18 protein-coding genes are annotated in these 23,564 nt (G+C 61.9%); 13 read left to right on the top strand and 5 right to left on the bottom strand.

Annotated elements, in window-relative coordinates:
- Positions 1-100 precede the first annotated feature (100 nt).
- A complete protein-coding gene (locus tag LPW30_RS10840; RefSeq protein WP_239680859.1) occupies positions 101-2,212 on the top strand; it encodes a molybdopterin-containing oxidoreductase family protein in 2,112 nt (703 codons plus the stop codon).
- Between the two features lie 3 nt (positions 2,213-2,215).
- Positions 2,216-3,073, top strand: coding sequence for a hypothetical protein (locus tag LPW30_RS10835; RefSeq protein ID WP_239680858.1), 858 nt, complete (start codon positions 2,216-2,218; stop codon positions 3,071-3,073).
- Positions 3,074-3,109: 36 nt separating this feature from the next.
- Here LPW30_RS10835 and LPW30_RS10830 read toward each other — a convergent pair whose 3' ends face one another.
- Positions 3,110-4,213 (bottom strand): sensor domain-containing diguanylate cyclase, encoded by a 1,104-nt coding sequence (locus LPW30_RS10830; protein ID WP_239680857.1) that lies wholly within the window; start codon positions 4,211-4,213, stop codon positions 3,110-3,112.
- A 239-nt stretch (positions 4,214-4,452) separates the two neighbouring features.
- Here LPW30_RS10830 and LPW30_RS10825 point away from each other — a divergent pair, with 239 nt between their 5' ends.
- The 6 genes from LPW30_RS10825 (at position 4,453) to LPW30_RS10800 (ending at position 12,707) form a co-directional block, all read left to right on the top strand.
- On the top strand, positions 4,453-5,253 hold the full coding sequence (locus LPW30_RS10825) for a helix-turn-helix domain-containing protein (RefSeq protein WP_158407555.1): 801 nt from the start codon (positions 4,453-4,455) through the stop codon (positions 5,251-5,253).
- 14 nt (positions 5,254-5,267) lie between these two features.
- A complete protein-coding gene (cysD, locus tag LPW30_RS10820; RefSeq protein WP_239680856.1) occupies positions 5,268-6,170 on the top strand; it encodes a sulfate adenylyltransferase subunit CysD in 903 nt (300 codons plus the stop codon).
- On the top strand, positions 6,170-8,080 hold the full coding sequence (cysN, locus tag LPW30_RS10815; protein ID WP_239680855.1) for a sulfate adenylyltransferase subunit CysN: 1,911 nt from the start codon (positions 6,170-6,172) through the stop codon (positions 8,078-8,080). The genes cysD and cysN overlap by 1 nt, the downstream gene beginning before the upstream one ends.
- Entirely contained in the window at positions 8,073-8,684 is a 612-nt protein-coding gene (mog, locus tag LPW30_RS10810) for a molybdopterin adenylyltransferase (RefSeq protein WP_239680854.1), read from the top strand. Before cysN ends, mog begins: the two co-directional genes overlap by 8 nt.
- Before the next feature lie 358 nt (positions 8,685-9,042).
- Positions 9,043-10,278 carry a peroxidase family protein gene (locus LPW30_RS10805; protein WP_203225268.1) on the top strand — a complete coding sequence of 412 codons (1,236 nt, stop codon included), beginning with the start codon at positions 9,043-9,045 and terminating at the stop codon, positions 10,276-10,278.
- 509 nt (positions 10,279-10,787) lie between these two features.
- Positions 10,788-12,707 carry a methyl-accepting chemotaxis protein gene (locus LPW30_RS10800; protein WP_238625105.1) on the top strand — a complete coding sequence of 640 codons (1,920 nt, stop codon included), beginning with the start codon at positions 10,788-10,790 and terminating at the stop codon, positions 12,705-12,707.
- A 107-nt stretch (positions 12,708-12,814) separates the two neighbouring features.
- Here LPW30_RS10800 and LPW30_RS10795 read toward each other — a convergent pair whose 3' ends face one another.
- Entirely contained in the window at positions 12,815-13,477 is a 663-nt protein-coding gene (locus LPW30_RS10795; RefSeq protein WP_239680853.1) for a TorF family putative porin, read from the bottom strand.
- A gap of 27 nt (positions 13,478-13,504) precedes the next feature.
- Positions 13,505-13,669, bottom strand: coding sequence for a CBS domain-containing protein (locus tag LPW30_RS10790; RefSeq protein ID WP_156946822.1), 165 nt, complete (start codon positions 13,667-13,669; stop codon positions 13,505-13,507).
- A gap of 1,189 nt (positions 13,670-14,858) precedes the next feature.
- Between LPW30_RS10790 and LPW30_RS10785 the strand changes: the two genes are divergently transcribed.
- Positions 14,859-16,502 carry a Na/Pi cotransporter family protein gene (locus LPW30_RS10785; RefSeq protein WP_239680852.1) on the top strand — a complete coding sequence of 548 codons (1,644 nt, stop codon included), beginning with the start codon at positions 14,859-14,861 and terminating at the stop codon, positions 16,500-16,502.
- Between the two features lie 26 nt (positions 16,503-16,528).
- Here the strand turns inward: LPW30_RS10785 and LPW30_RS10780 are convergent, their stop codons facing one another.
- Positions 16,529-18,400 carry a diguanylate cyclase gene (locus LPW30_RS10780; RefSeq protein ID WP_239680851.1) on the bottom strand — a complete coding sequence of 624 codons (1,872 nt, stop codon included), beginning with the start codon at positions 18,398-18,400 and terminating at the stop codon, positions 16,529-16,531.
- 272 nt (positions 18,401-18,672) lie between these two features.
- Here LPW30_RS10780 and LPW30_RS10775 point away from each other — a divergent pair, with 272 nt between their 5' ends.
- From LPW30_RS10775 to LPW30_RS10765, 3 genes are all read left to right on the top strand, one after another.
- Positions 18,673-19,242, top strand: a complete 570-nt coding sequence (locus LPW30_RS10775; RefSeq protein ID WP_239680850.1) for a carboxymuconolactone decarboxylase family protein — start codon at positions 18,673-18,675, stop codon at positions 19,240-19,242.
- Positions 19,243-19,423: 181 nt separating this feature from the next.
- Positions 19,424-20,119, top strand: coding sequence for a hypothetical protein (locus LPW30_RS10770; protein WP_239680849.1), 696 nt, complete (start codon positions 19,424-19,426; stop codon positions 20,117-20,119).
- A gap of 133 nt (positions 20,120-20,252) precedes the next feature.
- On the top strand, positions 20,253-22,202 hold the full coding sequence (locus tag LPW30_RS10765) for a diguanylate cyclase (protein WP_239680848.1): 1,950 nt from the start codon (positions 20,253-20,255) through the stop codon (positions 22,200-22,202).
- Between the two features lie 37 nt (positions 22,203-22,239).
- Here LPW30_RS10765 and LPW30_RS10760 read toward each other — a convergent pair whose 3' ends face one another.
- Positions 22,240-22,839 (bottom strand): trimeric intracellular cation channel family protein, encoded by a 600-nt coding sequence (locus tag LPW30_RS10760; RefSeq protein WP_239680847.1) that lies wholly within the window; start codon positions 22,837-22,839, stop codon positions 22,240-22,242.
- 435 nt (positions 22,840-23,274) lie between these two features.
- Here LPW30_RS10760 and LPW30_RS10755 point away from each other — a divergent pair, with 435 nt between their 5' ends.
- Entirely contained in the window at positions 23,275-23,433 is a 159-nt protein-coding gene (locus LPW30_RS10755) for a hypothetical protein (RefSeq protein ID WP_239680846.1), read from the top strand.
- Positions 23,434-23,564: the final 131 nt, after the last annotated feature.

The raw sequence follows: 23,564 nt of genomic DNA, 5'->3' as shown, positions 1-23,564 counted from the left end.
TTATTCGAATGACCGGCGGATCTCCCGCATACTCAAGTGCACGGTTCAGAAACTCCCCAATCCATTGCCTCACCGGCGTTTCTCGAGGACGACCGACCCCATGGCCACCGTCAAAAGTACCTGCTACGAGTGTGATGCCAACTGCGCCATCGACGTGACCCTCGATCCCGGTGGCGAGCCCGTGAAGATCGAGGGCCCCGACTGCCCCCGGTGTTATGTGCAGCTGGATCGGCGCAACCATCCGGATCGACTGATCCATCCGCTGCGGCGGGTGGGGCCCCGAGGTGGGGGCGAGTTCGAACGCATCTCCTGGGATGAGGCGCTGGACACCATTGCCGAGCGCCTGAGTGCCACGCGCGCGCAACATGGCGCCGAGACGGTGGCCTTTTTCGCAGGCTACACCAAAGAGGCCCGCCCCCAACTGCAGCGCCTGGCCCACGCCTTCGGATCGCCTAACTACATGACCGAGAGCGGTTGCTGCTTTTCCTCCACCAAGGTGGCGGAGGAGGTGACCTTTGGCACCAAGATCAAGACATCCTCCACGGTGGCCTCAGAGGCCACTCGCTGCCTGCTGGTGTGGTCCACCAACCCGCGCGGGTCCATTCCGCCCTTTCATCAGCATGCCCTGGCCCGGGCCAAACCCGGACGGCCCATGATCGTGGTGGATCCGCGCGTCACGCCCCTGGCGGAGCAGGCCGAGGTTCACTTGCAGATCCGGCCCGGTACCGACGGGGCCCTGGCACTGGGCATGCACCACCTCATCTTCGCGCATGGCTGGCAGGACCAGGCCTTCCTGGACGAATGGGGCAACGGTGTGGAGGCGTTTCGGGATTACGTGGCGGCATTCACGCCGGAGCGGGTGGCGGCCATCTGTGGCATTGCGGTGGCTGATCTGGAGCGTGCAGCCCGGTTGTATGCCACCCATTCGCCGGCGCAGATCATGCTCTCACCCACGTCCACGGTGCAGCACAGTAACGGCTTCCAGAATCACCGGGCCGTCATCCTGCTGGCCGCCGTCACGGCCAATATCGACCGCGAGGGCGGTAATCGCTTCTTCAATGACAAGGTCACTCCCAAGCCCATCGATCTGTTCGATCACTGCCTCAAGAACCTGCCACCGCGCATCGGCGATGAGACCTTCCCGGTGTGGACCCGCCATTGGCCGGCGGCGCAAAGCATGCTCTTGCCCGATGCCATTCTGGAAGGGCGGCCTCAACCGATTCGTGCGCTATTGGCCATGGGCATCAACACGGTGATGTGGCCACACTCGCAGCGCATGGAGCAGGCGCTGGGGGCGCTGGACTTTTTCGCTGCATCCGATTTCTTCCACAACCCCGCCACGCGCATGGCAGACATCGTCCTGCCCGCCGCCACCAATCTGGAACGCACGGCCTTGATCGCCTATCCGGGGTGCAATTTCCGTGGCGAACTGCGCTACCGGCGCGCCGCCGTCAAACCCCGTGGTGAGGCGCGCCCGGATGCGGAGGTCTTCCTGGATCTGGGGGTGCGCCTGGGGATGGCGGATCAGTTCTGGAACGGCGATCTGGAAGCCTGCTGGGCTGAAGCCGCCGAGGGGATTCCGGAAAGCATCCGTGAGCAGGTGTACAACGACCCGGATGGAGTGACCGTGTTTGCGGGAGTGCTGGATGAACTGGTGGAACATGGCTTCCTGGAGGGGGATCGCCAGTATCGCCTGAAAGGATTCAAGACCCGGAGCGGTAAGGTGGAATTCGATGCCGGAGAGCTGCGCGATGCCGGGCACGACGGCCTGCCCGTGTGGTGCGAGCCCGCGGAAAGTCCTGTTTCCACACCCGAACTGGCCCGGGATTACCCGCTGGTGCTCACCAGTGGTGCCCGTCACAAGCATGCCACCCACTCCCAGCATCAGTATCTGGAACGCATGCGTCGGGCAGTGCCCGATCCTCTGGTGGAACTGCATCCTCATGATGCTGCCGCCCGCGGTATCGGTGATGGGGACGCGGTCGAGGTGGCCTCGCCGCGCGGGCGGGTCCGGTTTGTGGCGCGCGTGACCGACCGTATCAAGCCCGGTGTGGCGCACTGCGCCCACGGCTGGAATCACGCCAACGTCAACGAACTCACCGACGACCGAAGGCTGGATCCCATCAGCGGCTTCCCGGCATTCAAGTCGCTGCTGTGCCAGGTGACGCGGACGCATGAGGACTCCGGGGATCAGCTGGCGGAGGTGGGTTGAAACATGCCCTTTGTTGGCGTGCTACCGGAACGCAGGTACCTGTTCCAGCCTGAACCTCGGCGAGAGGTGGCCGTTTCGGATGCGGCTGCCTGGCGACTGAACCCGCGTTACCGCGATGTCTACGACAAGTTGCGGCTGGCCCTGGACGCAGGTTTGAGCGCCGCCCCCTGCGGCGTGACGCCCATGGATCTGGGTATCGCGCCGGGGGATGAAGTCTTCGTCAAGCCCATTACCAATCTGTCTGGCATGGGGCTGGATGCCCGGGCGATGCGGGCGGGTGATGTGCCTGCGGAGCCCGGAAGCTTCTGGTGTGAGCGCTTGACCGGATTGCACACCAGCACCGACTGTCTGGTTCAGGAGGGTGTGGTGCGCTGGTTCGCCCACACCCGGGCCTTGGCCGAAAAAGATGCCGCGCGGCCCATTTACTGGGAAATCGGCGCTTCCCTGCCGGAACTGGAGCCCTGGATTCATGACTGGGTGGGGCGTCATCTGTCCGGTTACAACGGCCTGTGCAATATCGAACTGATCGGCGGGCGGCCCATCGAGGTCCACCTCAGGGGGTCCAATGGTTTTTTTGACTTCTACGGCCCGGATTTTCTGCCGGCCTGGGTGGCTCTGGCTGATGGGGCGCCATTCACCCCACCATCGGCCCCCGAGGGCGGCTTCGTGATCTCCGTGTTTGGCAGTGCTGATTTAAGCAAGGCCAGCCTGAAGGCCGCTGAAGCCGCCGGGGTGCGGGTGCAGCCGGATAACGCCACGCCTGGTCGGGCCGCCATCCTGCGCTGTCACGATCTTGAAGCGGGCGCTCAGGTGTACGAGCGGTTGTCAGGGGGCACGCTGGAACGGGATGGTGGAGGCTGAGTGCCGGGTTGGCGGGGTATCCCGGTCGTTGGCTTGTCACGTCAACCCTGCATCACGGAATTCCTGGGAGATGACCAGTCGGTTGCGGCCTGATTCCTTGGCTTGAAGCAGGGCCTGATCCGCCGCGTTGAGCAGGGCCCGCGCCCGTTGCTCGGGGGGTTCTCCCTTCAGCAGTCTTGGCGGCAGACGGGCGGCGCCGATGGAGACAGTCACGTGGATTTCACCCTCTTGATCCATGGGCACGGGGGTGGCTTCCACCTGATGGCGCATCCGTTCGGCCACGGCATGTATTTCAGCGGGCTCCAGAGCCGGTAGCAGAATGACGAACTCCTCTCCGCCATAGCGGGCCAGCAAATCGAACCTGCGCAGGTGGTGCGCAAGGCGCTGTGCCACGGCGGTGATGACATGGTCTCCGGTGGCATGCCCGTGATCGTCGTTGACCCGCTTGAAATGGTCGATATCCACGAACAGGCAGGCCAGGGCGTGGCCCTCCCGTTCCATGCGCAGGATCTCGTCCTGCAGTCGCTGGTCGAAGAAACGGCGATTGCGCATGCCCGTGAGAGGATCCGTCACACCGATTTCCCGTAGCCGCCACGCGGAAAGGGTGTTCTGCAGGCACACCGATACCACCGCCGCCAGTCGCTTGAGCAGGTAGGTATCCTGGTCGGTGCTGTAACGTTCAGCCCGGCAGCTGCCCAGCACCAGCAGACCAATGGGGTCCGTGCCCCGCCTGAGTGGCAGCAGGGCCCGACTGCTCAGTTTTTTCATGCCACAAAAATCCAGGACGTGGGGATCATCATCCCCTGGTGAGCCCAGGGTGGGTTCCCGCAGGGGGCGCAGTGGGGCAGGGTCTGCGATCAGTCGCAGCGGCCAGTGCTCGGGCAGACTGTGACTTTCCAGTGCCGTTTGCAGGTCATTCTGGTCGTCGCAGAGCACCAGGGCCACCTGGTCCAGGTCGAAACCGGTCTTGAGATCTTCCAGGAGAATCCCCAGGACCGCCGGGAACTCATGCGCTTCCAGCAGTCGCAGTTCGAGAGCGGCGAGACGGTTGAGCTTTTGTTCGGTTTCTCGAGCCGCGTCGATCAGGGACTCCAACCGCGTCCGCAGCCACTGTTTCTCCGTTGCCAGGTGTCTGTCCATGTTCAGGTATGCCTTTTGTTGGGACTCGCGAGGGAGTACTGCGCAACTGTTCGATAGACTAACCGAGCCGGCGGCCAGTGCACAGCCTCTCTGTCATATGCCGCCTCCTGTGCCGGGAGGTGGTATTGCGGTGGGCTTGTGAGATTGTGATAGTGCTTTTATGATGTGGCTTGATCAGGTTGGATAAGGCCTCTCGTTTTCTTTTTTAAAGCTTGATAAAACAAAGGTTTAATCGTTTATTGTCCACTAAACATTTATCGCCCGAAGTGCTGAATGAGCGCCGCCTGGAAGCCGTGCGGCTGCGCCTGGATGGCCACACCGTTGCCCAAACCGCCGCCCGGGCCGGGCTTTCTGCACCCACCGTGTCCGCAGCCTGGAAGGCCTTCCGGGAAGGGGGGTGGACGGCGGTGCCTGTGCGCCCACGGGGGCGCAAGACGGGGCAGGGGGGCACACTCGATGTCGCCGCTCAACAGGTGCTGTGCGCGAGGCTCACCATGACCCCCGATTCCGGCGAGCCGGCCTGGAGCAGTCGTGGGCTCGCCGATGCCTTGAGCGAGGTGGGGCACCCGGTCTCGGCTCGCGCCATCGACCACTGGCTGGAGGCCCGTGACCTCAAGCCCGAGCCACTGGCACTGACAGCCCTGGCGCGGCAACGCAGCAGCGCTGGCCGTTGGTATCGCCAGCAAGTACAGCCGGTGCTGGAGGCGGTGCGCAAGGCCGGCGGCGGCGTCTGGCAGGGGGGCGTGAGGGTGACCGGGACGCGGTCTGAGCCGGCCTCCGTTTGGCCCCGTTATCAGCTCTATCTGCACGGCAAGCGGGGGGTGCTTCACACCCGTTGCCTGTGGGCGCCGCCGGCGGCGGGTGAGTACATGGCGCTCTTCCAGCGCTTGCACGACCTGCTGCCTGACAGGCCGACAGCGCTGGTGTTCCAAGGCGCGTATTTCCAGGCCAGCCCCGAAATTCGCCGGTGGCTGGAGGCACATCCGGATTTCTATCTGATCAATGTCCCCCCCGGTCACGGGACCGGATCGACCTTTTGAGACAGGCCAATGCCATGACAGCACTCACCCATCTACAAAAGCTGGAAGCCGAGAGCATCCATATCATGCGCGAGGTGGTCGCCGAGACCGAGAACCCCGTGATGCTCTACTCGGTGGGCAAGGACAGCGCAGTGATGCTGCACCTGGCACGCAAGGCCTTTGCCCCGGCACCGCCCCCCTTTCCGCTGCTGCACGTGGACACGCGCTGGAAGTTTCGCGCCATGTACACGTTTCGGGACAACATGGCCCGGGAGATGGGCATGGACTTGCTGGTGCACATCAATCCGGAAGGGGTGGAGAAGGACATCAATCCCTTCACCCATGGCTCGGCCATCCACACCGATGTGATGAAGACCGAGGGCCTCAAGCAGGCATTGGACCAGTACGGTTTTGATGCCGCCTTTGGCGGGGCGCGCCGGGATGAGGAAAAATCCCGCGCCAAGGAGCGGGTGTTCTCCTTCCGGACCGCCCAGCACCGCTGGGACCCGAAGAACCAGCGCCCGGAGCTCTGGAAGCTTTACAACACCCGCAAGCACAAGGGGGAGTCGATCCGCGTGTTCCCCCTCTCCAACTGGACCGAGCTGGATATCTGGCAGTACATCTACCTCCAGGACATTCCCATCGTGCCGCTTTACTACGCTGCCGAGCGCCCGGTGGTGGAGCGCGACGGCGCGCTGATCATGGTGGATGATGATCGCATGCCGCTTAAACCCGGCGAGGTGCCGATGATGCGCAAGGTGCGGTTCCGTACCCTGGGCTGCTACCCGCTCACGGGGGCCATTGAATCCGAGGCCGACACCCTGCCGGCGATCATCCAGGAAATGCTTCTCACCAGGACATCTGAACGCCAGGGCCGCGTCATCGACCACGACAGCGCCGCCTCGATGGAAAAGAAAAAGCAGGAGGGGTACTTCTGATGGCACATGCATCCGACATGATCGCCGGCGATATCGAAGGCTATCTGAAGGCCCACGAGCACAAGGGGCTGCTGCGCTTCATCACCTGCGGCAGCGTGGACGACGGCAAGAGCACCTTGATCGGGCGACTGCTGTTCGAATCCAAGCTGTTGTTCGAGGATCAGCTGGCCGCCATCGAGGCGGACTCGAAGAAGTATGGCACCCAGGGGGACGAGATGGACTTTGCCCTGCTGGTGGATGGCCTGGCCGCCGAGCGGGAGCAGGGCATCACCATTGATGTGGCCTATCGCTTCTTTTCCACCGACAAGCGCAAGTTCATCGTTGCCGATACGCCCGGGCATGAGCAGTACACCCGCAACATGGTGACCGGGGCTTCCACTGCCGATGCCGCCATCCTGATGGTGGATGCCCGCCATGGCATCCTCACCCAGACCCGCCGCCACAGCTTCCTGATGGCGCTGATTGGTATTCGGCACCTGGTGGTGGCCATCAACAAGATGGACCTGGTGGACTACTCGAAGGCACGCTTTGACGAGATCGTGGACGAATACCGCGCCTTCGCCAAGCAACTGGGTCTGGAGGACATGACCTTCATCCCCCTGTCGGCGCTCAAGGGCGATAACGTGATCGAGCATGGTCATTACATGCCCTGGTATCACGGGCCCACCCTGATGGGCTATCTGGAAACCGTGGAGGTGGACGAGGAACGCCTGCAGCACACCCCCTTGCGCATGCCGGTGCAGTGGGTGAACCGACCGAATCTGGATTTTCGGGGGTTCACCGGGATGATTTCCAGCGGCAGCGTGAAACCGGGGGATGCCATCCGTGTGCAACCCTCCGGCAAGACCAGCCGCATCAAGCGGATCTACACCTACGAGGGTGACCTGGAGCAGGCCATTGCCGGGCAGTCGGTGACGTTGCTGCTGGAGGACGAGATCGATATCTCCCGCGGTGACGTGATCTCCGGTGTGGACGCGCCGGCCGAGACGGCCGATCAATTCGAGACCACCCTGGTGTGGATGCACGATCAGCCCTTGCTGCCGGGGCGACCCTATTTGCTGAAGCTGGGTACGCAGACGGTGTCGGCGACGGTGAGCCAGGTGAAGTATCAGGTGAACGTCAACACGCTGGAGCATACCGCGGCCAAGCAGCTTGATCTGAACGGTATTGGGGTGTGTACCCTGAGCCTGAGCAGGCCGGTGGCCTTCGACCCCTACAAGGAGAACGCCGACACTGGTGGCTATATCCTGATCGACCGGATGACCAACAACACCGTGGGCGCTGGCATGCTGCATTTTGCCCTGCGCCGCAGCCAGAACATTCACATGCAGCATGTGGATATCGACAAGCAGGCTCGGGGGATCGCCAAGGGGCAGAAGCCGGCCGTGTTGTGGTTTACCGGCCTTTCAGGCGCGGGCAAGTCGACCATCGCCAACCTGGTTGAGAAGAAGCTGCATGCTGCCGGCCAGCATACTTACCTGCTGGATGGCGATAACGTTCGCCATGGGCTGAATCGGGACCTGGGCTTTACCGATGCCGACCGAGTGGAGAACATCCGTCGGGTGGCGGAAGTGGCCAGGCTGATGGCGGATGCCGGTCTGATCGTGCTGACGGCCTTCATTTCGCCATTTCGCAGTGAGCGCCAGATGGCGCGGGATCTGATGGAGGAGGGTGAGTTCATCGAGATCTTCGTGGATACGCCGCTGGATGTGGCCGAGGAGCGGGACCCGAAAGGGCTTTACAAGAAAGCCCGTCGCGGTGAGCTCAAGAATTTCACCGGCATCGACTCTGCCTATGAGGTCCCGGAGAGCCCGGAATTGCATCTTCGGGCGGCAGAGCTGAGTACCGAGGAGGCCGCCGATGCTGTCATTGCGCTACTGCGTGAGCGAGAGTTGATTGCCTGTGACTAGTTCAACCTATGAAACGGTAAGAATCGGCGTTGTTTCCGTCAGCGACCGGGCCTCCAGCGGTGTATACGAGGATAAGGGGATTCCTGCCCTGCAGGACTGGCTGGGACGTGCATTGCACAACCCCTTGATCTGGGAGACGCGTCTGATTCCCGACGATGAGAAGATCATCAGCGAAACCCTGATGGAGCTGGTCGACGAGGCCGAGTGCCATCTGGTGCTGACCACCGGAGGCACCGGTCCAGCGCCGCGCGATGTCACGCCGGAGGCCACTCTGGCGATAGCCGACCGGGTCATGCCGGGTTTTGGTGAGCAGATGCGCCAGATCAGCCTGACCTTCGTCCCCACCGCCATTCTCTCGCGCCAGGTGGGGGTTGTCAGGGGCAGCGCCTTGATCATCAATCTCCCGGGGCAGCCCAAGGCCATTGCCGAAACCCTGGCAGGTCTTCCCGATGCCTCACCGCCCGTGCATGGCATTTTTGCTGCCGTGCCCTACTGCATCGATCTGATCGGTGGCCCTTATCTGGAAGCCGACCCCAAGGTGTGCAAGGCATTCCGGCCGGCCGGTCGACGTCCTCCTCCTAGCGATGGTCATCGGGGGGCATGAATCCAACGGACCTCTGTTGGAGGGGAAGGTGATCCGCGACGGTCAGGGGGGCTTGTTCTCGCTTTCACAGGGGTTCCCTGGACATTCCGCGTACGACAGCTATAAACCAAGTAAGGGAGTGGGGATTGTCCTTTCTCCACACACAAAGGAGGTCAATCGAACCAAATCGAAACGACATGTCAGTCTCATGAGGAGTACCCCCATGCACGGTGAATATCTCAGAGGCCATTGCCCTCAAAAGGGCGTATTCGGCCAAGCCGGCCGTTTCGGCCGGATGTTTCCGCATCTGCGCTCCCTCAAGGAGTCGCATCTTCCTCAACCTGCGCAACCGCATGCCCTGGGGGCCGCTGATGGCCCCATGAAAGATGACCTTGGGGAGGAGGGCGACAATCCCGGTATACCGGCCGGTTTCACTTTTTTCGGTCAGTTTGTCGACCACGACATTACCTTCGACCCCACCTCCAGCCTGGAATCCCAGAACGATCCCCAGGCATTGCGAAACTTCCGCACCCCTATGCTGGAACTGGACTCCCTGTATGGCGCAGGCCCGGCGGCCCAGCCCTACCTTTATGATGGCGTGGGCCGGTTCCTGACCTCGGCAGAGGGCGATCATGATCTCCTCAGAAATCATCGTGGCACCGCCGTCATCGGTGACCCACGAAACGACGAGAATCTGATTGTCTCGCAACTGCACCTGGCCTTTGCCAGATTCCATAACCATGTGTTCGACGAGGAGGCAGGCCGGGATTTCGAGGAGGCCCAGCGACTCGTGCGGTGGCACTATCAGTGGATCGTCCTGCACGACTACCTGCCGCGTATCTGTGGTCAGGCGCGGGTGGACGACATCCTGGATAACGGACGACGCTACTACTGGTTTGCCGAAGAGCCTTACATGCCCGTGGAGTTCAGCGTGGCCGCCTTTCGTTTCGGACACAGTCAGGTGCGGGCCGGCTACCGCATCAATGCCACCGCGGGCGGCGCGCGACTGTTCCCGGCCGAGGCGGATGCACCCAGGGATGGAGGGCTCAGCGATCTCCGCGGCGGGGTGCCCGTGGCCAGGGAGCACACCGTGGATTGGTCGGGTTTTCTGGGGGAAGGCGAGGGTGTGCAGCCCAGTCGCCTGATCAACACCCGGCTCAATGAGTCGTTGCTGTTTCTGCCGGACTCGGTGGTACCCGCGGGCGTTCCGGATGAAGCACGCTCGCTGGCCACCCGTAATCTCAAACGGGGCGCCGCCTTCTCCCTGCCGTCCGGTCAGTCAGTGGCGGCTTGCATGGGGGCCGATGTGCTGAACCAGGAGGAACTCTGGGGCCAGGTACCCGGCCTGCCGACACCCCTGCCGGTACCCGCTCCCTTGTGGTACTACATCCTGCGCGAAGCCGAGGTGCGCGAGGCTGGCCAGCACCTGGGCGAGGTGGGCGGTCAGATCGTGGCTGAGGTGCTGATTGGTCTTCTGGAAGGTGACCGGGCGAGTTTCGTGAATCATGCCCCCCACTGGAGGCCCACCTTGCCCTCCAAAGAGGAAGGCCACTTCACGCTGGAAGATCTGGTCAACATTGCCCAGCACAGTCACCAATCCCAGGCCGCCGCCTGATCGGCAAGTGCGAGCGCCTCTAGACCTCAACGACACCATGGGCATGGAAGCCCCTGGGACACCCCATACCCCGGTTGCCCTGCCGGACTGTTCGCCGCGTGTGGGAGTTCAACCTGGCCACCTGCAAGGGCAGTTTCGGACCGATCGTCTATGCCGTGATGCTGCTCAACCGCCATCGGTCCTATGGGGTGCGTCCCCTGCCTACCCCTGAAAGCCCTCGTCCGAGGGGCCTCAAACCGACTTTTTATCGTCTTTCGTGCGAGTAATCCAGTCGAAATTGATGTATCTCAGGGGTAGTATCGCGTCCTTGTCTAGAATTCCGACACTCTATCAGCACTTTTGCGGCTATCTTCTTTTCACGGCAGCTTTGGTGGTCGATCGGCAGTCGTGCGCGCTGGCTGGGGACGTCAGCGCCAAGCGAACGGGCGTCATGGTCACCCGCGTTGAGACCGTTTGGCAATGTGCGTCGTTGTCCCCGGTGATGGGGGCCATGGCCTGGGAGGGGTTCAGTGTTTTTCCAACGATTCCGATTGACGCCCAAGCTACTGATACTACTCGGCATCCCCATGTTGCTGGCGCTTCTTGTGGTGGCGCTTATCGTGATTGCTCAGGTGAACCATCGCGTGGTGGGGTTGATGCACGACGCCGCTCAGAATCGGGCCAGCGCGGGCTCAGATAACGTGGGTTGGTGGTTGGAATCACACATGGGGGTGGTGCGCACGCTGGCGCAGACCCGGGTGCTCGCTTCGGGCAATACCACGAGCATCTCGGGCGTTCTTCAGCACTTTGGCCAGCGCATGAGCGATGAGTACGAAGTGCTGTTCTTCGCCGACGATGCCGGCGAAGCCTACTACCACAATGAACATCGCTCGAATCTGGCCGATCGGGGCTATTTTCAGCGTATTGTACGGGACCAGACGGATATCTCCGTGATCACCGATCCGGTCTACTCGCGCAGCACCGGTAATCCCATCACCGTCCTTGCCCATGCCGTGGAAAATGCGCGAGGCGAAGTGCTCGGCGTGCTGGCCGCTACCGTGACCCTGGACACCCTGTCCCGCATTGTTGCTCAGGTCATCGACCAACCTGGGGCCATGGCCTGGGTGCTGGATTCTGGTGGCATGACCATTGCTCATCCGGATACCGGGCGACTCATGTCGGAAAACGCTCTTGATTCGACCAATCAGGAGTACGCCGCCATTGCCCGGCGTATGGTGGCGGGTGATCAAGGTATTGGTGCGTATGTGGATGATGATGGACGCGCGTTCAATGTAGCTTACCAGCCCATACCTGATACGCCGGGCTGGTCCTTGGCGGTAGCCATCCCAACGGATCATTTGCTGGCAACTGCGCGCGAGCTGCGAACAACGCTGGTTGTCGTTTTCGGCATCACCCTGTTGTTACTGGCCGGGATCATCGTTTGGGTTGCCAGCATGATCGTGCGCCCGGTGCGTGAAACGCGTCAGGCGCTGGACGATATTGCTGCCGGGGATGGCGATCTCACGCAGCGGCTCAATGAGGATCGCCATGACGAGTTCGGAGATCTGGCGCGCAGTTTCAACACTTTTGTGGATGGTGTTCATACCCTCGTGAGGCAGGTTTCGGAAGCAGCCAGTCAGTTGTCGGCGGCGGCTGAACAATTATCCGTGTCCAGCCGCGAAGCCAGTGAACAAGTTCAACAGCAACAGTCCGAGACCGAGCAGGTCGCGACCGCGATGACCCAGATGGCGGCTACCGTGACTCAGGTGGCCGGTAACGCCAGCCAGGCAGCCGATGCTGCTGCTGCATCGGACCGCGCGGCCCATTCGGGTGCCGAGGTGGTGCAACTCACCTCACGGGAGGTGGGCGACTTGGCCAAGGAGGTGCAGAGTGCGGTGTCAGTGATCAACCGCCTGCAGGGCGACGCCGAGAGCATTGGTACGGTGCTGGAGGTCATCCGTGGCATTGCCGAGCAAACCAATCTGCTGGCGCTCAATGCGGCCATCGAGGCTGCGCGTGCCGGTGAGGCTGGTCGCGGGTTTGCGGTGGTGGCCGACGAGGTGCGGACCCTGGCCACACGTACACAAAGTTCCACCCAGGAGATCCGGAGTATCATCGAGAAACTTCAGGGTGCCGCCAATGATGCGGTCAAGGTCATGGATGCCGGGCATGCCAAGGCCACCGATGGGGTGTCTTCGGCCGAACGCGCCGCCAAAGCTCTGGAGGATATTACTCAGAGTATCGGTACCATTAACGACATGAACACCCAGATTGCCAGTGCCGCAGAGGAGCAGTCAGCCGTAGCAGAGGATGTGCACCGCTCGTTGACACGAATCAGTACCGGCGTGGAACAGGCTGCCAATGGTTCCACGCAAATCGCAGCGGCCAGTGACGAGTTAGCGCGACTGGCGGCGGACCTTCAAACACGGGTGGGGCGTTTCAAGGTGTAACTTTATTTGATCCCGCTCATCCGGGGCCTGGTATCTCAAGCGATGGCCTTCCATGGCCGGCCTGGCAGGGAAGACAGCCTGTCTCAAGCTGCCCCTGAACCCGACCCTCAGAAGCTCAGGCTGTACCCGGCCACGAATAGATCCTGGGCATCGCTTTCGTTGCGCGAGGCATAGGTCAGGGAGATATCCCCCATCTGGGTGGAGCGGGTCACGCCCAGGGCCCAGAAGGTGGCATTGTCGTCTTTCCTGGGTTTGTCGTACCCGATCTCCGCGTGGAAGGCGGTGTCAGGGAGGAACTCATGGCCGGCGCCCAGGTGGTAGACCGTGTCACCCTCCGCGTCCCGGTCGTGGGCACGGGTTACGTAAGTGATCTCCCCGTAGAAGGGGCCGTGTTCGGCGGCGACAAAGATTTCCCCCTCGTATGTCTCGCCTGGCAGTTCGGAGTAATAGAAGTACTCATAGCCGAGTTCGAAGGCGGTTTCACCGAAGTCGAAGCCATAACCGATGAAGGGTGCGACCTCTTGGCCATCGCCGGGTGCCAGCGTGGACATCTGCACCCCGAGGAACAGCCCGGTGTCCAGGGTGTATTCCATCCCCCCCTGGACCACGGCGTTGTTGTCGGATCGGCTCTCTCCGTGATCGATGTAGTCGCTGAACACCCCGATATTGAATTCCAGCTCCGCCTGGGCGGTGAGAGGGGCGGCCAGGCCCAGGGTCAGGGCCGTCATGGAGAGGCCCATGAGGCGGGTGTTTTTCTTGAGGTAAGTCATAACGATAGTCCCAATGATATTGATTGCTTACTCAATCACGTCCATGGCGTCGCCGAAGCACAGCACGCCGGCCAGGCGACGGCGTTCGTCCAGCACCGGCAGGATGGGCAGGTCGGTCCGTTGCAGCAGGCGGGCCGCCTCGGCCTTGTCCTGGTGAATGGAAGCGGTGAGGCCACACCTCCCGGAAATCACAATTCATGACGGCTGAATGATAGCGTTTCCGGTTTTTTTTAAAGAACCCTTTTTCGGCTTTAATTTGCCCGAAATTGATTTCATTTTTATTCATTGAATGAACGTTCAATTTTACTTTTAACACGAGCGCACATGCCCTCCATGAAATAAAATATGGAAGACAAGCGGGCTCGCTCTCATAGGTTGAACGAACCGGTCCCTAGTTGTCCCGCGTCGATGACACGACGGAGGTTTGGCAGGTCCAGGGTCTTCGGACAAAGGGATTTTCTCCTCACGTATCGGCTGATGGATCGAGGAGACAGAGAGGGTGTGCAGGCGCTGGCACGGTCGACAACCCGGGTGGCCGGGGTCGATACAGGGGGCAGGTGGGGTGGGGCGGGTAAGCCGGATTCCCACTGGGCATGGCACAAGAGGCCGCGCCAGCGGGGTTCCAGGCATCAGGCGGCGTGAGAAGGCCGCAGAGGGGAACGCCGATGGCGCGGGGCACATGCCATGACCAGGCCGCTGGGGCCCTGGGTGTGCCTTTTTCTACAACAATCGCTGTCCATCGATGGTGTTCAGCCTCGTCTGATGATCGGCGTCGCTGACATAAGCGACATCGGGGGGAAGTGTAACCGCAGGTGTAGATCAAATAAACCCCTGACTCATACTTCAAGCGTGCTGATTTGTTGGGCGCCTCTCCAGACGCAATGAGTCTGGCAGGGTTCCCATTGAGTCACTTCAGGTGTAGTCTTTCTTCGCTTCTATCTTGCGGGGTGGCGTGTTGCATTTTCATATTCGTCATGTAGCCTCGTTTAGATCTTCAAGGCATTCGCTGGGCAGTGTGATTCGCTACGGGAATTGCCCAGTGGCCGATGTTCAAAACCGACGCAGCATTCCTGATGCAATGCGACGTCTCAACCGGAGGACATGGCCCATCCATGGACAGCAGCTGTTGTCGATCCATGTACGGTAATGCCGCTCAAGGCTGGCGGCTGACGTGCGCCGGTGTCGCTCAGGTCGTGCCCGCCACGCGTCATCCCTGACGCATTCCGGCCCCCTGATCGACCCGGTATCGTCGGTCCATCGGGGGACATTTCATCTTCTCCCTTCCTGCCGCCGTCACTCACTTGTCATCAAGTGTCGTGATCCTTGAGTGCGTTTGTGGGCACCGTGTCGGGTGCCTTCAGATTCAGGAAAAGGTGATGTGATGGAATTGATCAATCTGGTGGCCGGCATCCTGCTGGTCCTCTTCGGGCTGCGTTTCCTGCGCAAGGGATTCGCGCGGATCATGGGCGGCGACCTGCTGGACTGGCTTCAGGGGTTCACCCGCACCCGCACCCGGGCCTTCGTGGGGGGCGTGGCCGGTGGTGCGGTCATGCCCTCGTCCACGGCCACGGCCATGCTCTCGGTGCAGATGACACGCCGTGGCCGTGTGTCCTGGCGCAACGTGCTGGCGGTGCTGCTGGGTGCGCAACTGGGCACCACGGTGCTGGTGCAGTTGGTCTCCTTCGACTTGCAGGATTTCAACGGCCTGTTTCTGGCCGTGGGCGCGTTCCTGTTCCTGTTTGTGGAGTCCAGTCGGCCAAGAGGGGTGGGGCAGTCCCTGCTGGCCTTCGGCTTCATGCTCATGGGCATGGGGCTGTTGAGTGAGTCGGCCATCGCCATGGGCTCGGACCCGGCGGTGGAGGCACTGTTCGCAGCCCTGGCGGAACTACCGCTGCTGTTCATGCTGGGCGCGGTGCTGCTCACCCTTGTGGTGCAGAGCGCCACTGCGTCCATCGCCGTGGCCCTGGCCCTGGTGTCGGGCGGGCAGATCAGCCTGGAGATGCTGCTGCTGTGGGTGCTGGGGGCCAACATCGGTCTGTGCCTGACGGTGTTGATGGCGGGTTGGGGCGATTTCCAGGGCCGGCGCCTGGGCCTGGCCGTGCTGATGGTCAAGCTGCCCCTGGCCATGGCCCTCGCTGCCGTGGTGCTCACCCTGCCCGGACTGCCGCCGGAAGGCTGGGTGGGTGGATTGCCACAGCAGGCAGCCTGGGCGCATACCCTGTTCAACCTGCTGGCCTGTCTGGCCATTCTGGTGGCCCCCACACTTGAGCGCTGGGTGAACGCCCTGATCCAGGAGCCGGAGCGTCCGGAAAAGCCGGCCATCACCCGTCTCGATCCGCTGTTGCTGCAAAACCCCACTCTGGCCATCAACGCCGCCATGCGTGAAACCCTGCGCGTGTTCGATGCCCTGCACCTGATGGGGGAGACGGTCATGCAGGGGCTGCGCCAGGGCGAGCTGCCACCCGGCGTGGGCATGGACATCGACGTTCGCACCCGCGACATGCAGCGGGTGTGCCGCGAACTCACCGAGTTCCTTGACGCCATACCGGACGATTCCCTGAGCCCGGAAGATCAGGCCCTGAAGGATACCCTGGATGATTTCATGCGCGAACTGCCGCTGATCGTGCGTACCCTGGGCGAAGACATGCACGATGAGGTGCGCCGGCTGCTGGAACACGACACTGCGTCGGTGGAGGCCGCTCGTCCACTCCTCCTGGAGGCCGCCTCACGCTTCACCCAGCAGATGAACACCGTGGCCCGCATGCTCATGCGCGAGCGCCCGGAACTGGGCCGCAAGATCCTGGATCGCAAGCAGGAGACCAGCCGCTGGCTGATTCAGGCCAAGCGCAATCAGCCGGGACTGCCGTACGCGGCCTGGGAGGTCCTGGATGGCTTTCAGCAACTCAACCGGCGTCTCAGTGGCGTGGTGTATGTGTACTGCCACGACGAGCCAGGGGCGGAGGCCCTGCAGGACGACAATGGTGATGAGCCGCAGGTGGTGGTCAAGGGAGAAACCGGACGTTGATTTCGAATGAATGTAGTACGCATTCATCAATACTCCCCACCCGGGGGCCACAGCGCCGGCGTGAAACGTACCACCTGATTGCGGCCGTTATCCTTGGCGGCATATAGGGCCACGTCAGCGTATTTGAGCACCTGCCAGAAGGCCTGGGCATCGTCCGGGTAGGCGGCCAGGCCGATGGAGAGGGTCTTGTAGAGGTCGCCACCCGCCACCTTGAAGGGATGGGTCTCCACCGCCTCGCGAATCTTGTTGGCCACTTCCATGGCCGCTTCGGCGCCGGTGTCCAGCAGGATGACCATGAACTCCTCACCGCCGTAGCGGATGACCAGGTCGGATTCGCGCAGGTGAGCCTGGAAGATACCGGCCAGCTCCCGCAGGATCTGGTCGCCCACATCGTGTCCGTGGGTGTCGTTCACCGTCTTGAAGTAGTCCAGGTCCAGCATCATCAGTGTCATGGGCATCTTGCGACGCTTGCATTGGGACACCAGGCTGTCGGAATACTCCTCCAGGAAACGGCGGTTGCGCAGGCCGGTCATGGCGTCCTTGAGGCTGGACTCGCGCAGGCTGGCCATCAGGCCCTTGGCCTGAAGCACCGGTGCCGCTTCGCGCAGATAGGCGCTTATCAGGGGGCGCGAGCGAGTGAGCGCCGGGATGTTCTGAGGCGGCACCACCAGTTGCACGACGCTGCCCACGCCGCCGGACTGGATGATGGGCAGGCAGAGATAGCTGCGTCCATCGGCCAGGGCGTCCTGGTCGAACGCACGGCATAGACGGGGGTTTTCAAGGCCGTCGATGGCATGACCGGTGCGTACGGCCCGGCAGGTGGTGCACTGCTCCAGAATGTCAGGATGGCACCAACGTATTTCGTCATGTGGCACCCCGTCCACGATCACCGTTTCCATCAAACGCTTGTCCTGGTTCACCTGATAGATGGAGAAATGCTCCAGCCCAAACTCGGTGCGCAGAACCTCGCTCAAGCGGAAGAATACCTCCTCGGTGGTCTGATCCTCCTCGATGGCCTGCTTGAACTGGGCCACTTTCACCAGCCCGGAGACGGTGGACGCGGTCTCCTGCAGCAGGTTGGCCTTGGGGTCTGGCACGGTATTCACCAACTGGGCCACGTGGTCCCGAATCTCGGTGAGTTTGTGGGTGATGGCATCGGCCATCTGATTGAAATGGACAGCGATCTGCCCGATCTCATCATGACTGCGACTGCGTACCCGCTGGCTGAAATCTCCGCTACTGGCCAGGCTGGCAGCCTGACGGATCTCCTGGGTGGTCTCCACCAAAGGCCGAAGCATGCGCTTCAGAAAGGCGATGGACAGGATGGCGAACAGCCCCATGATGGCCACCAGAAACAGGGCCGTGGCCATGCCGGCAGTCTTCATGTGATCCACGGATGCGGTGAGGGTCACGGCCCCCAGGGCCGCTCCCTCGGGCGCCTGATGACAGGCCATGCAGTTGATGTCTTCGTTGGAGGAGGCAATGTAGGGAATGGTGGCGCGGAACTCCTCGCCGAGCACCCCCCCCATCAACCCGAAATAGGGCTGCCCGGTCTCCAGTACCTGGCGGTCGATGTCATCGGCCGGGGTCTCCATCGCCAGGCCCTCGCCATACTGCTCGATCACCTGTTCGCCGCGGATCACCCGCACCTCATTGAGGCTGTTCACCTCCGCAAGCCGTCGGAGCATGGAGGCCCGGCGGTCAATGGTGTCATTGATCATGGCTTCGGTGAGGGAGACGCGGATCATCTCCGCCGCCGTGCGGGTGTGCTCGGTGGCAGAGCGCACGGAAAAATCCCGGATCAGCACCATGCTGGACAGCCCGATGACCAGCATCATGATCAGCATGACCAAAAGCAGGGCGCCCATGGTCTTGGTCTGCAGGCGACTGATGGTCACGGGAAACCTCGCGATTGGGTGAGTGACTTAACCCCGCGAGGATACGCCTTCAACCCCTGTAAGTAATATGAAATGAATCAATTGGCCCAACAAGAAGACCACTCCTCAAGCAGGCTCTGTTCAAGTCTGGCACTGCACCCGCAAAATCCGCAGCCCCCTGTTGCAGGGTGCTGCGGCTTGCTTCACCATCCCCGTATCGATCCGCCAGGGATAGGCTGCCGCCGCCCGGTCGGTCACAATGTCGATGTTCAGCCCTCCATCCGGTGAGCCACATGTCTCGTATCGACCCCAAGCCGCTTTCGGCTTATCCCTGGTTCATTCGCTGGTTTCTGGGCCGTCAGCGGCGGGTCTATGGCGCCGTGCTGGCCCCGTCCTGGCTATGGGGCCGTCTGCCTGGCGCCTTTCTCGGTATGCTGGTGCTGTTGTCGATGTTTCAGCGCCGGTCCTATCCGGTAGACACGGCATTGCGTTCCCTGGTCTCGATCCGCATCGCCCAGCTCAACGGCTGTCGGTTCTGCGTGGATCTCAACGCGCACAATTTCCTGAAGGCGCGCGGGGAGGAATCGAAGGCGAAGGACGTGGCGCAGTGGCGCGACAGCGAATTGTTTTCCGCTCGCGAACGGGCGGCGCTTGGCTGGGCAGAGGCGGTGACCCTGACCTGCGCCGACATCGAAAGCGACGCCATCGACCGGCTCCGCAACGAATTCAGCGAGGACGAGATCACGGCGCTGACCGCCTGGATCGGTTTTCAGAACATGAGCGCGAAGTTCAATGCCGCGCTGGGCGCCGAGGAGCACGGCTTCTGCGCGCTGCCCGGGAAAGACCATCAGCAGGACGTGTGACACTCATCCGACCTGCGGGCATGTATCCCGCACACTCGACCGGGGGCCTCCCCTTGAGGGGAGAGCAGCAATTCGCCCCGGCAGGGCAGGGGGGCATTCGGAGTAGGGGCGAGGGGCCTGGAGCGTCTCTTTGGCAAAACAACTCTGGAGGCTCCGCCAATAATATGGCGAAATACCTGCCATGGATCAGTTCACCTTGCCCCTGGCGTTGTTCAATTTCCTCCCGGTCCTGCTGACGGCAGTGGGATTGGGTTTTCTGGTGTATCTGCTCGGTCATCTGCGTTCCGACCTGATGGGATGGGCCATGGTTGGGGCCGCCCTGGTGGTGGCCGGCGGTCTCTCCAAGGCCATCTGGAAACTGCTGGCAACCCTCACGGGGCAGGACGTGGTCTGGCTCTCCAACGCCCTGTTCCTGTTGATCGGGCCGGGTTTCATCCTGCTGGCGGCCATCGCCTGGGCCGTGTTTCGCCGGGTGGACATGGCCCCCGGGAAGTACGTGGTTCTGGGTTGGGGGCTGGTGGGGATCGCGCTGGCCTGCATGGTGGCCGGCGTCCGTACCTGGGGACTGGAGATCACCCGAGGGTGGTTCCTGCCGTTCATGCTGCTCACCACCTTGGGTAATCTGGGCCTGATGGCGCTGCTCATCCGGCGCGGTTGGCAGGCCCGGCAATGGGGCGTGATCGGCCTTCTGCTGGTGAATGTGTTGGTGGTCTTCGCGTTGCAACCCATTGCCATGGCCGGGGCGGATACGCTGGCCATGCAGTGGCTGGAACAGGTGATCACTGCATCGGGTAGCTTGTGCCTTGCCGTCGCTCTATGGTTGCTGGTGCGCGCCGCTGGAGACTCAGGAGATGAGCCGAAACCCATCGGCACATAGTTCACGGCGGTGGCCGCACCGTCCTATCATTACGGTTTGTAAGCGGATTGCGCCCATGGGTCCGTGCGACGGCAAGAGCAGATGACACATGCCGCGTACGGACCATCCGGGTCATTAACCAGATGGCGAGGCGATGCCTGAAGTACCCACCCGGATCCCGAGACCTGTTCATCACCATCGTTCCCGTTGGCCCCGACCGGATCTCGCGGTCCTGCTGACCATCGTCTCGCTGTTGCTGTTGCTCGCCCTCGGTGTCTGGATGTGGGCACCCGCGTCCTTGCCTCCCGCCTATGTCGCACCCGCTGGAGATGGGAGTGGCCACGTGGAGGATGATCAGTTAACGCCGGTGCCAATGGTGCCGCTCACTCCCGAGGAACAGGCGTACATCCAATCGATCGGACCGATCACGGTGGCTCCGGACCCCGACTGGGTTCCCTACGAATACGTGGACGAGGACGGTGACTTTACCGGCATTGCGGCCGACCTCCTGGATCTGGTGCAGGAGCGGCTCGGGATCGAGTTTACCTATGTTTTCCCCGGAGACTGGGGTGTGATTCTCGAGGAATCCCGGGCAGGGAATGTGCTGATTCTCCCGTTCCTCAACCAGACTCCGGACCGGGAAGACTGGCTGGTCTTTACCGAGCCCCTGCTGGTGGACCCGAGCGTGTTCATCACCCGCGAGGAGCACCCCTTCATCTTCGACGCCACCGGCCTTACCGATGAGAGCATCGCATTCCCGGTGGGCACCTCACTTGAGGAGCGGGTTCAGCGGGATTTTCCCAATCTGCACATCGTGCATGTGGAGCGCGAGAACGATGTCTTCCAGGCCGTTGCCAACCGTTCTGCCGACATGGCCCTGCGCCCACTCACCGTTGCAGCCTACACGATTCGCAAGGAGGGCCTGTTCAACCTCAAGATCGCCGGGCAGGCCCCCGAACACTATACGAATCACCTTCGGATGGGCGTGCTGAAAGAGCACGCCATGCTGCGCGACATCCTCGACCGGGCCATCGCCACGATCAGCCATCGTGAACGCGAGGAAATCGTCAACCGACACGTGAACATCACCGTCGTCCAGCCCTTCGATTACGGGGTTCTGATGAGATTGGTCGTGGTGGCGGGGATCTTGCTCATGCTGACCAGTTACTGGAACCTGCGTCTGCGGCGGCTGAACGCCGCACTTGCGGAGAGCGAACGGAGTAAATCGGTATTGCTGGCCAACCTGCCGGGGATGGCCTACCGAGGGCTCCTGGATCGGGACTGGACCATGGAGTTCGTATCAGAGGGCGTGAAGTCACTCACTGGCTGGCAGCCCTCCGACCTCACCGGTGAATCCGCCATCCGCTATGCGTCGCTGATTCATCCTGAGGACGTGGAGGTCGTCTGGCAGGCCTGGAGCGGTGCGACCGAGTCGTGGCAGCCGGTCAGCGTGGAGTACCGGATCCGCACCCGTGATCATAAGGAACGCTGGGTATTCGACCAGGGGGTGCCCATCGGTCGGGACAGTTCAGGAACCCCCATCATCGAGGGTCTCGTGATCGATATCACGGACCGCAAGCATGCGGAGAAAGCGCTTTACGAGGTGTCCATCCACGATCAACTCACGGGCATCTTCAACCGTCGCCACATCTTCAACTGCCTGAATGACATGCTGATCAGGGCCGCGCGTGAACATACGGGGTTGTGCGTGGCAATCATCGATCTGGACCACTTCAAGACGATCAACGACACTCTCGGACACGGTGGCGGTGATACGGTGTTGCGCGGGTTCGGGCAACGATTGAAGGCGTCCGTGCGTCCCTATGACCTCGTGGGCCGTTACGGCGGTGAGGAATTCATCGTCGCCGTCAGCGACGTGGATCTGCCCACGGCAGCATCCATGCTGGAACGTTTTCTGGAGCAGATGAACGCGGACGGATTCGAAGTGGCTGGCGAGGGCCTGAAGGTCACCTTCAGTGCCGGAATTGCGGACATCGGCGAGCCTGGCATGGAGCCGCTGCTGGAACCACTGCTGGCACGAGCCGACGCACGCCTCTATGCCGCAAAGCGTGCCGGAAGAAACTGCATCGTCACATCCGATTGACGGCCGTATGGCCGGTGCCAAAAGGTACGCATCTCCTCTAAACACGGATGACCGGCAGGTTGATGCCCCAACGGATGGCAATGAGGCGCAGCGCCACTACGGTGGCAAAACCTGCACCGAAGGCCATGAGGTCGTTGATGCCAGCGGCCATCGCCAGCAGGTAAACCACCACGCCACACAGGGCGGCGGTGGCATAGATCTCCTTTTGCAGGATCAGAGGTACGCGAGCCGTGATGACGTCCCGCAACATGCCTCCCATGGTGCCTGTCATCACCCCCATGATGATGACGATGAGGGGAGAATGTCCGGCGGCCAGGGCCAGCGTGGCACCGGATAGGGCGAACAACGCCAACCCCAGGGTGTCGGCCACGAGGAAAAGCGTCCCGGGTGGGGGGCGCCACTTCAGGTACAGGATGGTGGTGACGGCCGAAGCAATGATGACCACCAGATACCAGGAATCCACCACCCAGAAGATCGGATGCCGGTCCAGGAGCAGGTCGCGGATGGTTCCGCCTCCGATGGCCGTCAGGGTGGCGACCATGATCAACCCGAAGATATCCAGATTCCGGTCCCGCGCGGCGAGCACACCACTGGCCGCAAACACAGCCACACCCATCAGGTCGAAGTAGTAAAGCATCAGGAAGCTCTTTGGGCAGGTGGAGCGAAGGTGTTGGAACAAAGGGTTGGGTCATGCTCAAGAAGCCCCCGATCCTATACCTGACGCGACACGGGTCGCCAGAGGAGGCGCCGACTTCTGTGCTCCGCCAGGGAGGTTGAGATGCTTGGTGCGTTGATGGAGAATCGGCGGGCTCCTGATGGTCTTCGAGAGCCATGTCCTCGCGGATGGGCTGCCGCTCGGGGTCCACTTCACCAACATCACCGGACGCGCTTTCCTTATAGCCAAAATATCGACCTTCCTCGCCAAATGGATCCTTATATCTGGCTGGCCGTATGTCAAAACTCGGAAACTTCAGCTCCTATTTTGGTGTGGTACAGGGTGATCCGGCATGAGTCTCGGCGCCCGCGCACCGTGCTGGTATCACCGGCCTGATATCGGCAAGGTCGGCTCGGCATGACTCACCTTTTGATGCGCACGGAATGGTCCGAGGAAATAGGGGGTGGCCGAGGTGATTTGCAGGAGGAGGATGAGGGCGAAGTGAAGAGGGGAGGCACCAGTTTCAGTGATTATATCGTCTATGTGGACGAGGCTATCCCCATGGCTACCTGCTAAGGCAGAAGGGGTTTCAGACTGGTGACCTGGTTCAGGCCCGGGTGCCGACCGGCAAGAAGGCAGGCACCTACCAGGGCCGCGTGATCATGCTACGCACGATGCGCTATCCGTTCCATCATACCTACCCAAAA

Source organism: Ectothiorhodospira variabilis (genome assembly GCF_022227625.1).
Taxonomy (GTDB): Bacteria; Pseudomonadota; Gammaproteobacteria; order Ectothiorhodospirales; family Ectothiorhodospiraceae; genus Ectothiorhodospira; species Ectothiorhodospira haloalkaliphila.
The sequence above is the reverse complement of the archived record's forward strand: the minus strand, read 5'-3'. Positions and strand labels throughout refer to the sequence as shown.